This is a genomic window from Pseudarthrobacter enclensis (genome assembly GCF_001457025.1).
Lineage (GTDB): Bacteria > Actinomycetota > Actinomycetes > Actinomycetales > Micrococcaceae > Arthrobacter > Arthrobacter enclensis.
The window spans coordinates 107,175-120,652 of record NZ_KQ758602.1 but is presented as its reverse complement, the minus strand read 5'-3'; the positions used below and the strand labels follow the sequence as shown (position 1 = coordinate 120,652).

Annotated in this window: 12 protein-coding genes; 9 read left to right on the top strand and 3 right to left on the bottom strand. The window is 69.1% G+C overall.

Annotated elements, in window-relative coordinates; translation table 11 throughout:
* Nucleotides 1-12: 12 nt before the first annotated feature.
* The 8 genes from AS031_RS10955 to AS031_RS10920 all read left to right on the top strand — a co-directional run bounded on the left by AS031_RS10955 (nucleotide 13) and on the right by AS031_RS10920 (nucleotide 10,246).
* Complete coding sequence (locus tag AS031_RS10955; protein ID WP_058268191.1) at nucleotides 13-954, top strand: ABC transporter permease; 942 nt, start codon at nucleotides 13-15, stop codon at nucleotides 952-954.
* Complete coding sequence (locus AS031_RS10950; RefSeq protein WP_058268190.1) at nucleotides 951-3,095, top strand: dipeptide/oligopeptide/nickel ABC transporter permease/ATP-binding protein; 2,145 nt, start codon at nucleotides 951-953, stop codon at nucleotides 3,093-3,095. The genes AS031_RS10955 and AS031_RS10950 overlap by 4 nt, the downstream gene beginning before the upstream one ends.
* Nucleotides 3,092-4,099 (top strand): oligopeptide/dipeptide ABC transporter ATP-binding protein, encoded by a 1,008-nt coding sequence (locus tag AS031_RS10945; protein ID WP_058268189.1) that lies wholly within the window; start codon nucleotides 3,092-3,094, stop codon nucleotides 4,097-4,099. The genes AS031_RS10950 and AS031_RS10945 overlap by 4 nt, the downstream gene beginning before the upstream one ends.
* 35 nt (nucleotides 4,100-4,134) lie before the next feature.
* On the top strand, nucleotides 4,135-6,417 hold the full coding sequence (locus AS031_RS10940; RefSeq protein WP_058268188.1) for a family 78 glycoside hydrolase catalytic domain: 2,283 nt from the start codon (nucleotides 4,135-4,137) through the stop codon (nucleotides 6,415-6,417).
* Between the two features lie 81 nt (nucleotides 6,418-6,498).
* A complete protein-coding gene (locus AS031_RS10935) occupies nucleotides 6,499-6,963 on the top strand; it encodes a hypothetical protein (protein ID WP_058268187.1) in 465 nt (154 codons plus the stop codon).
* 79 nt (nucleotides 6,964-7,042) lie between these two features.
* Entirely contained in the window at nucleotides 7,043-8,557 is a 1,515-nt protein-coding gene (locus AS031_RS10930; protein WP_058268471.1) for a glycoside hydrolase family 43 protein, read from the top strand.
* Between the two features lie 41 nt (nucleotides 8,558-8,598).
* Nucleotides 8,599-9,747: a cation:proton antiporter gene (locus tag AS031_RS10925; protein ID WP_058268186.1), complete on the top strand. Its 1,149-nt coding sequence runs from the start codon at nucleotides 8,599-8,601 to the stop codon at nucleotides 9,745-9,747.
* 10 nt (nucleotides 9,748-9,757) lie between these two features.
* Nucleotides 9,758-10,246, top strand: coding sequence for a GNAT family N-acetyltransferase (locus tag AS031_RS10920; protein WP_058268185.1), 489 nt, complete (start codon nucleotides 9,758-9,760; stop codon nucleotides 10,244-10,246).
* Here AS031_RS10920 and AS031_RS10915 read toward each other — a convergent pair.
* Nucleotides 10,243-10,581, bottom strand: a complete 339-nt coding sequence (locus AS031_RS10915) for a CBU_0592 family membrane protein (RefSeq protein ID WP_058268184.1) — start codon at nucleotides 10,579-10,581, stop codon at nucleotides 10,243-10,245. The two genes, AS031_RS10920 and AS031_RS10915, sit on opposite strands and share 4 nt — an antisense overlap.
* Nucleotides 10,582-10,687: 106 nt before the next feature.
* Here AS031_RS10915 and AS031_RS10910 point away from each other — a divergent pair, with 106 nt between their 5' ends.
* On the top strand, nucleotides 10,688-11,611 hold the full coding sequence (locus AS031_RS10910) for a LysR family transcriptional regulator (RefSeq protein WP_058268183.1): 924 nt from the start codon (nucleotides 10,688-10,690) through the stop codon (nucleotides 11,609-11,611).
* A gap of 16 nt (nucleotides 11,612-11,627) precedes the next feature.
* On the opposite strand, the gene AS031_RS10905 is transcribed toward AS031_RS10910, so the two are convergent.
* Both AS031_RS10905 and AS031_RS10900 read right to left on the bottom strand, forming a co-directional pair.
* Nucleotides 11,628-12,386: an SDR family NAD(P)-dependent oxidoreductase gene (locus AS031_RS10905; protein ID WP_058268470.1), complete on the bottom strand. Its 759-nt coding sequence runs from the start codon at nucleotides 12,384-12,386 to the stop codon at nucleotides 11,628-11,630.
* A 130-nt stretch (nucleotides 12,387-12,516) separates the two neighbouring features.
* Entirely contained in the window at nucleotides 12,517-13,356 is an 840-nt protein-coding gene (locus tag AS031_RS10900; protein WP_058268182.1) for an IclR family transcriptional regulator, read from the bottom strand.
* Nucleotides 13,357-13,478: the final 122 nt, after the last annotated feature.

Sequence of the window (13,478 nt, the reverse complement as noted above, 5' to 3'; positions counted from 1 at the left end):
CGGAGGTCACCCATGGCATTGTTCGTAGCCAAGCGCCTGCTGATGGCGCTCGCCACGGTGCTGGTGGTGGCGGTGCTGGCATTCCTGCTGGTGCACGCCATGCCCGGCAGCCCGGGAGCTGTCTCGCTGGGCGCCGGCGCCTCCCAGGACGCGATCGACCAGCTGAACCGGCAGCTCGGCTGGAACGACCCCCTGGTTTCACAGTTCGCCCGCTGGCTGGGGGACGCGGCGCAGGGAAACCTGGGCGTCTCCCTCATCGACGGCCGTTCCATCACCGCAGACCTTGCCAACCGGCTCCCCGTGACCGCTTCCCTCGCGGCCGGCGCCACCATCCTCAGCGCCGTCCTGGGCGTCGCGCTGGGCGTGACGGCGGCCGTCCGCGGCGGGCTGCTGGACCGGGCCATCGGCGGTTTCGTGGGACTCCTGGTCGCACTGCCCGCCTTCTGGGTGGGCATCATCTTCGTCTACCTCTTCGCCGTGCAGTCCTCCGTCTTCCCCGCCACCGGCTACGTGCCGTTCGAGGTCTCGCCGCAGGACTGGGCGCTGTCCCTGGCGCTGCCTGTGATCACCCTGGCCGTGGGCGGCGCCGCGTTCATCGCCCGGCAGACCCGGGCCTCCATGCTGGAGGCGCTGCAGCAGGAGCACATCCGCACCCTGCGCGCCACAGCCACCCCCACCTGGAAGATTCTCTACGTCCACGCCCTCCGCTATGCGAGCCTGCCCATCGTGGCCGGCATCGCCCTGCAGTTCATTGGCCTGTTTGGCGGCTCCGTCATCGCGGAACAGCTGTTCGCCATGCCCGGGCTGGGCCAGGCCGTCCAGACCTCCGTCAGCACCCACGACGCCCCCGCCGTGCAGGGCGTGGTGGTGATCGCCACCGTGGTGGTGGTCGCCGTCAACCTGGTGCTGGAGCTCGCCACCAAGTTCCTCGACCCGAAGTTGCGTGCCTCATGATCCCCACAGTTGCCCCGGCTCCCGCGGACGCGGACCAGGCAGGAAGTACGACGGCGGCAGGAGCCCCCGTGCCCCGCCCCGGCAGGGCGGCCCTCACCAGGTTGTCCCGGCACCGGCTGCTCGGCTCACCGGGAGCGGTGGCAGGCCTGGTGTGGCTGGCGGCGCTGGTCATCGCCTCCCTGACGGCACCGTTGTGGCTGCCGTTCAAGACTGAGGACCAGGACTTCACCGCCGTCCTTTCCGGTCCTACCGCCGCGCACTGGTTGGGCACCGACGAACTGGGCCGGGACATCCTCAGCCGCATCTTCGCCGCCGCGGCCGGCACCCTGGGGACGTCGATGATCACGGTGATTGTCGGCGTCGGACTCGGCACCATCCTGGCCATGCTCGCCGCCGGCGCGGGGGAGCGGACCGAAACGGCGATCAGCCGGGTCACCGAAGTCATGATGTCCCTGCCGGGAACCGTGATCATCCTGGCGGTCATCGGTGCCGTGGGTACTAACATTCCCTTGGTCATGGCCATCCTGGGCATCCTGATGTCCGCCGGGATTTACCGCGTGATCCTGGGCCAGGCCAAGTCCCTGCAGTCCCAGCTCTACGTGGACGCGGCAAAAGTGGACGGACTCGGGCCGCTGGGCATCAGCGTCCGGCACGTCCTTCCCGGCCTGGCCAACACCGTGGTGGTCCAGGCGGCGCTCATTTTCGCCGTGGGCATGCTGATCCAGGCCGGCCTGGCGTTCATCGGTTTCGGACCGCCCATCCCGCAGCCCAGCTGGGGCGGCATGATCCAGGGCGCCTCCCAGCATGTCTACGACGCCCCCTGGATGATGGTGCCCACCGGCGCCGTGCTGGCGCTGACCGTCCTCTCCGCCAACGCCATCGGCAACGCCCTGGGCAAGGCGCCCAACGCCGCAGCCCCGCACCTGCCCTCCGCGGCGGACCGCCGGCAGCGTGCCAAAGCAGTGGCGGCCATTGCCGCCGCGGCGCGGGACGCGGAGGAAACGGGCGACGCCGGAACTGATGCTGGCGCGAAGGGGACGCTCAGCGTCCGCAACCTCTCCGTCGGCGTCGACAATGCGGGCACCGGCACCGGCGTCCAACTGGTCACCGGCGTCTCCTTCGACGTCGAACCCGGCACGGTCCTGGGCCTGGTGGGGGAATCCGGCTGCGGGAAGACCATGACGGCACTGTCCCTCCTGGGACTGCTGCCCTCCGGGGTCTCCGCCACCGGCGGGCAGATCCTGTGGAACGGCAGGAACCTGGCCGCCACCCCGGACAAGGACATGCAGTCCGTCCGCGGCCGGGAGATAGCGCTGATCAGCCAGGAGCCCATGCGAGCCCTGGATCCCATGTTCACGGTGGGGTACCAGCTCACCGCCACCATCCGCCGGCTCCGCGGCATGGGCCGGTCCGAGGCCCGGGCCGAGGCGCATTCCCTGCTGGAAAAGGTGGGCATCGTGGACGCCGGGCGCATCCTGAAGACCTACCCGCACCAGATCAGCGGCGGCATGGCCCAGCGCGTGGCCGTCGCCCTGGCCCTCTCCGGCCGCCCCAAACTCCTGGTGGCGGATGAGCCCACCACCGCCCTGGACGTCACGGTGCAGGCCGAAATCCTGTCACTGCTCCGGGCGTTGGTGAAGGACACCGGCATGTCCGTGGTGATGGTGACCCACGACCTCGGTGTGGTGGCGGACATCTGCGACCAGGTGGCCGTCATGTACGCCGGCCATGTGGTGGAGAACGGCAGGACAGCCGCCATCCTGGACAACCCCCGCCACCCCTACACCCTGGCGCTGCTCGCCGCAGACCCGCACGCCAACCATGCGGACTCCATGCCCGAACGGCTCGCCACCATCAGCGGCCAGGTGCCGCAGCCCAAGGACTGGCCCGCCGGGTGCCGGTTCGCCGCCCGCTGCCAGTTCGCCGGGTCCGCCTGCCTGGAACCGGTCCCGCTGCTGCCCTCCAGCGCCGGCGACGGCCTGGTCCGCTGCGTGAAGGCGGACCAGCTGGCCATCGAAGGCATGGACTGGCTGGCCACGGATGTTCCCGCCGGCCGCCTGCTGCCGGTCAGTCCGGTCAGCTCCGCCACCCCGGAACCCGCCCCGGAACAAGACAGCATCGTTGAAAAGGACCTGGCATGAGCACCGCCGTCACGGAACGCCGCGATTCCACTCCCTCCGCCGCCGGAACGCCCGTGCTGGACGTCAAGGACCTGGTGGTCCGCTACGGCCGGGGCCGCAAGGCAGCCGCCGCGCCGGCCGCCGTCGACCGGGTCAGTTTCAGCATCGCGCCGGGTGAGACCGTGGGCCTGGTGGGAGAGTCCGGGTCCGGCAAGTCCACCATCGGCAAGGCGATCCTGGGCCTGCAGAAGGTTTCCGATGGATCCATCAGCTACCAGGGCAAGGACATCACCTCCGCCGGCCCCGCCCAGCGCAGGGCACTCGGCGGGGAACTGCGGGCAGTCTTCCAGGACCCCAATTCCTCGCTGAACCCGCGGAACACCATCGGCACTTCGCTGGCTGAGCCCCTCCGGCTCCGCGGTCTTTCACCGGCGGAAGCCAGGGCCAAGGCAGAGGACATGCTGGAACGCGTCGGCCTGCCGAGGGAGGCCGTGGACCGGTACCCCAGCCAGTTCTCCGGCGGCCAGCGGCAGCGGATCTCCGTGGCACGCGCCCTGATCTGCGACCCGAAACTGGTGGTCTGCGACGAGGCCGTCAGCGCCCTGGACCTCTCCACCCAGGCCCAGGTCCTCAACCTCCTGGCCGACCTCCGGGACGAACGCGGCCTGAGCTACCTGTTCATCGCCCACGACATCGCCGTGGTGCAGTTCCTGGCCCAGCGCGTGGTGGTGCTTTACCGCGGGCAGGTCATGGAAACCGGTCCGGCCGCGGCCGTCACCGAAAATCCCAGGCACCCCTTCACCCAGGCCCTCGTGGCCGCCTCACCCGTACCCCGTCCGGCCGAACAGGCCGCCCGCCGCGAAGCCCGCGAGTCGCTCGGCGTCCGCACCGGCGCCGCCGCCGTCCCCGGGCCCGGCGGCTGTCCCTTCCGGCTCCGCTGCCCGCTCGCCACGGACCTCTGCGCCACCGAACGGCCGGCACTGCGCCGCGTGGGCACCGCCGACGTCGCCTGCCACTACGCCTAGATTCCTTGACCTCTTTCAGAACGGACCATCTCCGCATGACATCCACCCCCTGGCACGCCGCCATGATCACCCCGGACAACGACTTCGACGGCGCCCCGCTGCTCCGCAAGGAGTTCACGCTCGAGGAGGGCCACGGCGCCGTGGTGAGAGCTGTGCTGCGCGCCACCGCCCTGGGCGTCTTCGAGGCGTTCATCAACGGCACCCCCGTGGGCGACGACGTCCTGAGCCCGGGCTGGAGCTCCTACGAGTGGCGCCTCCGTTACCGCAGCTACGACGTCACGGCGCTGGTTGGCCCGTCCACGGTGATCGGTATTGAGTTGGGCAACGGCTGGTACCGCGGCCGCCTCGCCTGGCACGGGCTGTCCAACCTGTACGGCGACGAGCTGGGGTTCTTCGGGCAACTCGACATCGAGTTTGAGGACGGCCACGTGCAGGCGGTCGCCTCGGACACGTCCTGGCAGGCCGGCCCGTCCGCCACCACCGCCAATGACCTCTACGACGGCCAAACCATCGACGCCCGCCGGCTCCAGGCAGGGTGGGCGGAGCCCGGCTTCGCCCCCGGTCCGGACTGGACCGGCGTGCGCGGGCTGGCGTTCGACGGCGTCCGGCTGGCCGAGCCGGTGGGCCCGCCCGTGGTGCGTGCCGGCGTCGTCCGTCCCGTGGACATCTTCACCTCACCCAGCGGCAAGACGCTGGTGGACTTCGGCCAGAACCTGGTGGGCTGGCTCCGGTTCAGTGTGCAGGGGGAGGCCGGACAGGCCATTACCGTCCGGCATGCCGAAGTGCTGGAGGACGGCGAGCTGGGCGTCCGGCCGCTGCGCTCCGCGAAGGCCACGGACACCTTCATCCTTTCCGGCGGCCGGGACACCTTCGAACCCACCAAGACGTTCCACGGATTCCGCTACGCCGAGGTCACCGGCTGGCCCGGAACCCTGACGGCGGATGACCTCGAAGCCGTGGTGGTTCACTCCGACCTGGAACGCATTGGCACCTTCCAATGCTCCAACGACCTCGTCAACCAGCTGCACCGCAACATCGTCTGGGGCCTGCGCGGGAACTTCCTGGACCTGCCCACGGACTGCCCGCAGCGCGACGAGCGGCTCGGCTGGACCGGGGACATTGCCGTGTTCGCGCCCACCGCCGCTTACCTGTACGACGTCAAGGGCTTCCTGCAGGACTGGCTGCTGGACCTCGCCGCGGAGCAGAAGGCGCAGGACGGGCTGGTGCCCATCGTGGTCCCGGACGTCCTGAAGTACTGCCCGCAGCCGCCGGAGTTCCCGTCGCCCGAGTCCTCGGCACTGTGGAGCGAGGCGTCCGTCTGGGTGCCGTGGGCGCTCTGGGAAGCGTACGGGGACCTCGGCGTGCTGGAAACGCAGTACGACTCGATGGCGTCGCATACCCATCGCGTGGAAGGCCTGCTCTCACCTGCCGGGCTGTGGGACTCCGGGTTCCAGTTCGGCGACTGGCTGGACCCGGACGCCGCGCCGGACCAGCCGTGGGCGGCCAAGGCGGACACCGCCGTCGTGGCCACCGCCTGCATGTACCGCACCGCGCGACTCACGGCGCAGGCCGCGGGGCTGCTGGGAAAGCACGACGACGAAGCCCACTTCAACGCGCTCGCTGTCCGGGTGCGGAACGCCTTCGCCGAGCACTACGTTGGGGCCGGCGGCACCATTCGCAGCGACTGCACCACGGTTTACGCGCTGGCCATTGCCTTCGACGTGCTCCAGACGCCGGAACTGAGGGAGTTCGCGGGCAACCGCCTGGCGGAGCTGGTCCGGAACAACGGCTACCGGGTGTCCACCGGCTTCGCCGGCACGCCGTTCATCACCCATGCGCTCACCGACACCGGCCACGTGGACGAGGCGTACCGGCTCCTGCTGGAGGAGGGCTGCCCGTCCTGGCTCTACCCGGTGACCATGGGTGCCACCACCGTGTGGGAGCGCTGGGACTCCATGCTTCCGGACGGCTCCATCAACCCCGGCGAAATGACCAGCTTCAACCACTACGCCCTCGGCGCGGTGGCGGACTGGATGCACAAGGCCATCGGTGGCATCCGGCCGCTGGAACCCGGTTATGCCCGCGTCCTGATCCAGCCGCAGCCGGGGGACGGCATCGACTGGGCCCGCACATCCCTGAAGACCCCGCATGGTGAGGTCCGCGTGGAATGGAAGCACGACGGCGGGGAGTTCCAGCTTGAGGTGACCGTCCCTGACGGGGTGGCGGCCGACGTCGTGCTCCCAGACGGTGCACGGCACACGGTTGAGGGCGGGGAGCACCGTTTTGAAGCGGCAGGGCTGGGCCTGGCGGTGCGCTAGCCCCGCGGAAACCCGGAAAATGGTGCAGCCGGAGCCCTGATCTGCAACGATGTGCCACAGGACCAAAATTCAGGAGGAGCCATGCCGTACACCGTGGATTTCAAGGACGTCTCAACCACCGGCTTGGAATCTTCGCCGGTGGCGGACGCGCTGGCCGGGCTCCGGGCCAACGAGGCGCGCTACTACAAGAACAAGTACGGCCATGACTTCACGGTCACCCCGGCGGAGGAGGACCCGCAGACGCTGGAGTACATCAACAACATCCTGTCCTCCGAGCGGAACCTGGTGATCGCGTCCAAGCCGCTGGAGGTGTCCTCCTTCGAGGTCGACGGGCTGCGGATGGCCTACGTGTTCTATGAGTCAGGGCTGTCCATCAACGTCATGTACGGCGTCGACGAGGGCGGGAAGCGCGCGGTCGGGTTCAAGCTGTCCGACGGCATGGAGGTACCGGAGGAACTGGCGTCCAGCTTCAAGTTCGCGCGCCAAAAGTCCAAGCTTGCCGGCACCATCCGCGGCTCCTACTTCGTGATCAAGGGCCAGTACTAGGGCGCCAGCGCCGAAGAACGCCTTCCAACGATTGAAACCGGGGGCCGTCCAGGGCACGGCTGCCCGGCACGATGGCTGGATGAACTCAAACCCCATCCTTCCGGGCTTCAACCCTGACCCGAGCATCGTCAGCACCCCGGACGGCTACTACCTGGTCACGTCGTCCTTCGAATACCTGCCGGGCCTGCCGGTCTACCACAGCCCGGACCTGGAGCACTGGGAGTTGGTGGGCCACGTGGCTACGCGGGAGGAACAGGCAGGGATTGCCAACGTCCCCACACCGGGAGGCGTATGGGCTCCAACCCTCCGCTACCGTGACGGCGTGTTCTACCTGATCGTCTCGGTGTTCCTCGGGGGCAGGGGGTGCGTCCTGTTCACGGCCACCGACCCCTCCGGGCCATGGAGTGACGGCACTGTTATCGGCGCGGTGGACGGCATCGACCCCGACCTTGCCTGGGACGAGGAGGGGACAGCGTACGTGACGTTTGCCCGCCACCCAGACGCGATCCAGCAGGTGCGGGTGGACCTCGAGACCGGGGAAGCCCTGGAACAGCCGCGGGCACTGTGGCCCGGCAGCGGGTTGTATTCGCCGGAAGGGCCACACCTCTACCGGCGTGACGGCTGGTGGTACCTGCTGGCGGCGGAGGGCGGAACGGACCGGGGCCACGCCGTGACGGTGGCCCGCTCACGCCGGCCGGACGGACCGTTCGAATCCGCGCCGCACAATCCAGTCCTCACCGCTGCCGGAACCGGTTCGCCCATCCAGAACACCGGGCACGCAGACCTCGTTGAACTGCCCGACGGCGGAACCGCCATGGTCCTGCTGGGCGTCCGCCCGGTGGGGCTGGCAAGGTCGTTCTCACCGCTGGGACGGGAAACATTCCTGACCGAGGTGGAGTGGGTTGACGGCTGGCCGCACGCGCGGCTGCCACAGCCCGGCGGGACGCCGCCGGAAGAGCTTGGCTACGACTTCAGCCACGGTGAAGGGCTGGCGGACCCGCGGTGGATCAGCGTACGAAGGGTGCCGGGGGAGTTTGCATCACCCACCTCGAAGGGCCTGCTGATCAGGGGAGAGGGGAACACCCTCAGCTCGCGCCGGCCCAGCTTCGTGGCGCAGCGCCAGCGCCATCTTGGCATGGAGTTCCGGGCCGTGCTGGATGTCAGCGGGGGCACAGGCGGGGTGGCGGTCCGCAACGCGGAGGACAACTGGTTTGGAATCGAAGCCGCTGGCGACGGTGCATCCATCAGGGTTACGGCGCGCGCAGTCGTTGCCGGGTTCGACCGGACGTGGGAAGCAACGGTTCCCGGCGGCGACGTCGAACTCGCTGTCATTGCCAGCCCGCCGCCGTCGGACTTCAGCGCCGGGGCCGTGGGCGGTGACCGGATCCGCCTCCGGGCCCAACCCGCCGACGGCACCACGGACGGTGTGGTCCTCGCCGAGCTGGACGGCCGGCACTGGGCCTTTGAAACCGCCAAGGCCTTTACCGGCCGCACCGCAGGCGTCTTTGCGGTGCACGGCGAGGTGCTGGTCCGGCGGCTGTCCTACAGCGGTGTGGACGAGCCGCTGCAGCCCCTGGATTCCCGGGCCTCCTGATACTGTGGGCGCACCGTCCAGCCCCGGCGAAGGAGGGCCGTGTGTCGTTCTTCCAGCTGTCGCTGATCGCGGCGGTGGCGCTCCTTGGCCCGCTCCTGGCATTCCCGCGGAAATGGCACCTGCCCATGGTGCTGGGGCAGCTGTTGGCGGGGATCGCCATCGGCCGCACCGGGCTTGGCCTGGTGGACGCCGCTGATCCCACCTTCACGTTCGTCGCGGACGTCGGCTTCGCGCTCATCATGTTCGTGGCCGGAACCCACGTCCCGGTGCGTGACCGGGCCATCCGTTCCGCCCTGGGCAGCGGCGCCATCCGTGCCGCCATCGCCGCACTGCCCGCAGCCGCCGTCGGAACTTTGATCGCGTTCGTCTTCGGCACCGGACATGCCCCTCTCTACATCGTCCTGCTCGCGTCCTCGTCCGCGGCCCTGGTGCTGCCCATCGTCGACTCACTGCAGCTTGGCGGACCGAAAGTCCTCACCACGACGGCGCAGGTGGCCGTGGCAGACATCGCCTGCATCGTGGCGCTGCCGCTCGCCGTCGACCCGCCCAACGCTGCTAGGGCAGCAGCCGGGGCCGCCGGCGTCGGCGCCTGCGCGCTCCTGCTGTTTTTCGTGCTCCGACGGCTGGAGCTCAGCGGTGCGCGCAGGCGCGTCCACATCCTGTCCGAGAACCGGAAGTTCGCCTTGGAACTGCGCATCCAGCTTGCCCTGCTCTTCGCGCTCTCCGGCCTGGCCGTCGCGGGCCACGTGTCCGTCATGCTCGCTGGTTTCTCCTTTGGCCTGGTGGTGGCCGCCGTGGGTGAGCCACGGCGGCTGGCCCACCAGCTGTTTGCCGTCAGCGACGGGTTCCTGGGACCGGTGTTCTTCGTGTGGCTGGGCGCGTCCCTGGACCTTGGTGCCCTGGCGGGAAGCCCCTCCATGGTGTTGCTGGGGATCTGCCTGGGCCTGGGCACCCTGCTGGTCCATGGCAGCCTGCGCCTGGCTGGCCAGCCGCTGCCGCTGGCTGTGCTGGCAGCTTCCCAGTTGGGAATACCCGTTGCCGCGGCCGCCATCGGTTCCCAGCGGAACCTCCTGCAGCCCGGTGAGGCCGCGGCGCTGATCCTCGGGGCCATCATCACCATCGGCGCAGCTGCCATTGCCGGTTCACGCGCGGCCCGCACTTTTGCGGTGCCGGCGGTGGTGGGCAGGTGAAGTCCGGGCGATGCTGATCCGGGAGCTTGCCTCTGCTGACCTGCCATCCCTGGACGCCGTCTGCGACGCCTGCGGGCGGGAGCGCTGGAGTGCGGCGTCAGTCAGTCCCCGGAGCGACCGGCTGGTCCTGGTGGCTGTCGAGGCGGGACAGGTGGTGGGAACGGCGAAGACGCACTTCCATTCCACTCCGGACGGGGCGGCACCCGCGGGCCACTACCTTGGAGGCCTGCTGGTCGTCCCGGACTTCCGACGGCGGAGCCTGGGTTCCGCGCTGACCCGCGCCAGGATGGAGTGGGCGTGGAGCCGCGCACCCAGCGTTTTCTACTTCACGAACGAACACAACGCGGCGTCCCTTGCCATGCACGAAGCGCTGGGATTCCGTCCCGCAGGCCGCTTTGCCGCCATCCACGGCGTCACGGCGGACAACGGAGCCTCGGAACTTCTCCTCTTTGCGGCTGCCAGGCCGGGGCTGGCCGCCGCCCGGCAACGGACGGCTTAGGCGGCGCAGGCCGTCCGGGGCTCCACGACAGCCAGCTGGCCGGTGGTGTCCGGGACGCCGGGTAGATGCACCGCCGGTGCCTCGTCCACGGGAACAGCCTTTGCTCCGCGCATCCGGAACAGTGCCACGGCGGAGATGAGGCACCACGCCACGTTGGAGACCACCGATGGCCAGGCTCCGTGGAATGCGCCGTTGACGATGAACGCCGCGGCCCCGATGAGGTTGGCGGTCTGGAAGGCCCGGCCGGCCTTGAGCCAGCCCATCGAGACGGCCAGGAAGGCACCCAGAATAGCCACCGCGCCTGCCCATCCGGCGATTTCCCACAACAGTTCCATGATGTCCTTCCCCCTCTTTCTTTGCTCGTTCTGCTGCAATTATTGGGCTGCGTATTTCTTCAGTTCAATTGCATTCTTCTGAAGATGTGGTTTAGAACTGCTTAATATGAATCTTGACCCGCGCCGGCTGCTGGTTCTGCTGGCCGTCGCCCGTACCGGCGGAGTCCTCGCGGCCGCCGACGAACTGCGTATTACGCCCTCCGCCGTGTCCCAGCAAATCGCCAAACTGGAGCGCGAAACCGGCCACACCCTGGTGGTCCGTACCCCGAAGGGCTCGGTGCTGACGCCCGCGGGCCTGGCCATCGCCGAGGCCGGCGAAGAGATTGAGCGGGCCCTCAGTGTTGCCCGTGCGCGGATGGCCGACGGTGCCAATATCGCCGGCGTTGTGCGGCTGGGCGGGTTCACCAGCTTCATCAGGACCGTGGTGATCCCGCGCCTGCCCGAGTGGCGCAACCAGTACCCTCAGCTTGAGCTGCGCATCGTGGAGGACGACTTTCCTGCCCTGATGCGGCTGCTCCGTCAGCGCCAGCTCGACGCTGTGGTGGTGGAGCACGATTCCACCACCCCCGAACAGCTGTCCCTCGCCGCGGGCATGATCGAGGAGCCGCTGCTCGATGAGCCGTGGAAGTTGGCTGTCCCCTCGGGGGCCCTGCTCACCACCGGGAACATCGACCTGGGACGCCTGCCGCTGCCATGGCTGGGGGTGGACGCCTCCGCGGCGAATTCGGCAGTGCTCGGCAGGCTCCGCCGCTCCACGGGCGCGGACATGGAAACCGTGCACCAGTACCAGGAAACCCTCACCGCGCTGGCGTTGGTGGCTGCCGGGGAAGGTGTTGCGGTGCTGCCCACCCTGGCGCTGGCGGGCGTGGTCCAGGACGGCGTGGATGTGCTGGACGTACCCGGGCTGGGAACGCGCCGCATCGTGCTGAGGCGGTTCGTCGGCCGCCGGACAACCAGCACGCCGGTGGATACCGTCGCACGGCTCCTGCGCGAATCAGCGGCGGCCTACGACACCAGGTCGGCGTCATGAAACCCGCCGCCTCCGCTCAGAGACTGGTGTAGCCGCCGTCCACCAGGTAGTAGCCGCCGGTGCAGAACGATGCCTCATCCGAGAGCAGGAAGCAGACCAGGTGCGCCACTTCCTCCGCGGTGCCGAGCCGGCCCAGCGGATGCTTGGCCATGAGGCCCTGCTTGGCTTCCTCGTTCAGGTTCTTGTCCAGCAGCGGCGTGGCGATGTAGCCCGGCCCCACCGAATTGATCCGCAGCCCCTGCGCCCCGTACTCGGCGGCGGCGTTCTTGGTCACGCCCACCACGCCGTGTTTCGCCGCCGTGTAGGCGCCGCTCATGGGAGCCGCCACGCTGCCGTGGATGGATGCCATGTTGACGATGGCACTGTCCTTGGCGCCGGCGTCGAGCATGGCCGGAATCTGGTACCGCATGCCATACAGCACGCCGTTGAGATTAATGCCGATGACCTTGTCCCACTCATCCAGGTCGAACTCTCCGGCGGGGGCGGGCTTGCCGCCGATGCCGGCGTTGTTCACGGCGTAGTTGAGCTTTCCGTAGGTGTCCACAGCGAACTGGACGGCCCTTTGATTGTCCTCCTTGGCGGCCGTGTTGCCCTGGCAGGCCGCAGCAGTCCCACCTGAACCGCCGATCTCCCCGGCCACGCGTTCGGCTGCTGCGAGGTCAAGGTCCAGCACCACCACCTTGGCACCCTTGGCCGCGAGCTCCTTTGCCGTGGCCTCGCCAATGCCTGAGCCGCCTCCGGTCACCAGCGCCACCTTGTCCGTGAACTGTGCCATGCCCATACCTCGATTCCGCGCCCGGCGGTTTCCGTCAGGCCCGCTCGTTCCTGCCAACCGGCCTGCTGCGGAGGTCCCGCGCCGCCGATGCAAACGTACCCGGCGGCAGGCCTTTCCAACAGGGCTTGTGCTACCCCCGGGAGTGCGTCCGCACCTCGGTGCTGACCGTGGCCTGGTGCCCCAGGTTCCTGGACACCGCCCGTGCGGTGGCGCGCACCGCCGGGGCCAGCACGTTCGGCGGAGTGGAACCGTCGGGGACGACGATGGACAGGGCCGCCACCACCGAGCCCTGCGCGTCGAAGATGGGGGAGGCCACGGAGACCGTCATCGAGGGGTGGCTGCGCCTGATCATGGCGATCCCGGTCCGGCGGACGTCGGACAGTGTCCGCCGCAACTGGCCCTCGGGCATCTCGGCCACGCCGGGTTCCTTTTCCGCCGGCTTGGCCATGATGGCTTCCTGGAAGTGCTGGTCTGCGCCGGCCAGGAGCACCAGGCCGACGGCGGTGGAACGCAGCGGCGCGCGCCCGCCCACCCGGTAGGCCACCTCGGTGGCGTCCTTGGAGGACAGGCGTTCAATCAGCACAGCCTCTTCGTTGTCCCGCACGGCCAGCAGGACGTGATGGCGGGTGACCTCGAACAGGTCCTCCAGGTACGGCAGCGCGATTTCCCGGACCCCGTGCCCGCGCGGCGACAGGGATGCCACCTCCCAGAGCCGGACACCCACCACGTACCGGCCGTCGTCGAGCCTTTCCAGCGCGCCCCAGGCCACCAGCCGGGAGATCAGCCGCAGCGCCGTGGGGGCGGGCATGTCAGCGTGGCGGGCCAGTTCGGACAACGTCAGCGCGCGGCGCCGGTCGGAAAAGACGGCGAGCAGGCTCAGGGCGCGGTCAATGACGGGTTCGCCCTGCTTGGGGCGTTTGCCGCGGGCGGGCGCTTCAGTTGGAGCGTCCGTGTCCGGAGTGGCAGTCATGGCAGTGGTTCCTAGCGCCGGTGGTAGCAAATGGCTCACAGTGAGCTGAACCACAATACTATTCCAACCATTGAAAGCCACCTGTGGAGGGAAAGCCACGGAACGCGAAGCTGGAACTCCCA

What these genes read in the sequence shown, in the direction of transcription:
- AS031_RS10955 (WP_058268191.1), top strand. Translation starts at nt 13, where the DNA reads ATGGCATTGTTCGTAGCCAAGCGCCTGCTGATGGCGCTCGCCACGGTG.
- AS031_RS10950 (WP_058268190.1), top strand. Translation starts at nt 951, where the DNA reads ATGATCCCCACAGTTGCCCCGGCTCCCGCGGACGCGGACCAGGCAGGA.
- AS031_RS10945 (WP_058268189.1), top strand. Translation starts at nt 3,092, where the DNA reads ATGAGCACCGCCGTCACGGAACGCCGCGATTCCACTCCCTCCGCCGCC.
- AS031_RS10940 (WP_058268188.1), top strand. Translation starts at nt 4,135, where the DNA reads ATGACATCCACCCCCTGGCACGCCGCCATGATCACCCCGGACAACGAC.
- AS031_RS10935 (WP_058268187.1), top strand. Translation starts at nt 6,499, where the DNA reads ATGCCGTACACCGTGGATTTCAAGGACGTCTCAACCACCGGCTTGGAA.
- AS031_RS10930 (WP_058268471.1), top strand. Translation starts at nt 7,043, where the DNA reads ATGAACTCAAACCCCATCCTTCCGGGCTTCAACCCTGACCCGAGCATC.
- AS031_RS10920 (WP_058268185.1), top strand. Translation starts at nt 9,758, where the DNA reads ATGCTGATCCGGGAGCTTGCCTCTGCTGACCTGCCATCCCTGGACGCC.
- AS031_RS10915 (WP_058268184.1), bottom strand. Translation starts at nt 10,581, where the DNA reads ATGGAACTGTTGTGGGAAATCGCCGGATGGGCAGGCGCGGTGGCTATT.
- AS031_RS10910 (WP_058268183.1), top strand. Translation starts at nt 10,688, where the DNA reads ATGAATCTTGACCCGCGCCGGCTGCTGGTTCTGCTGGCCGTCGCCCGT.
- AS031_RS10905 (WP_058268470.1), bottom strand. Translation starts at nt 12,386, where the DNA reads ATGGCACAGTTCACGGACAAGGTGGCGCTGGTGACCGGAGGCGGCTCA.
- AS031_RS10900 (WP_058268182.1), bottom strand. Translation starts at nt 13,356, where the DNA reads ATGACTGCCACTCCGGACACGGACGCTCCAACTGAAGCGCCCGCCCGC.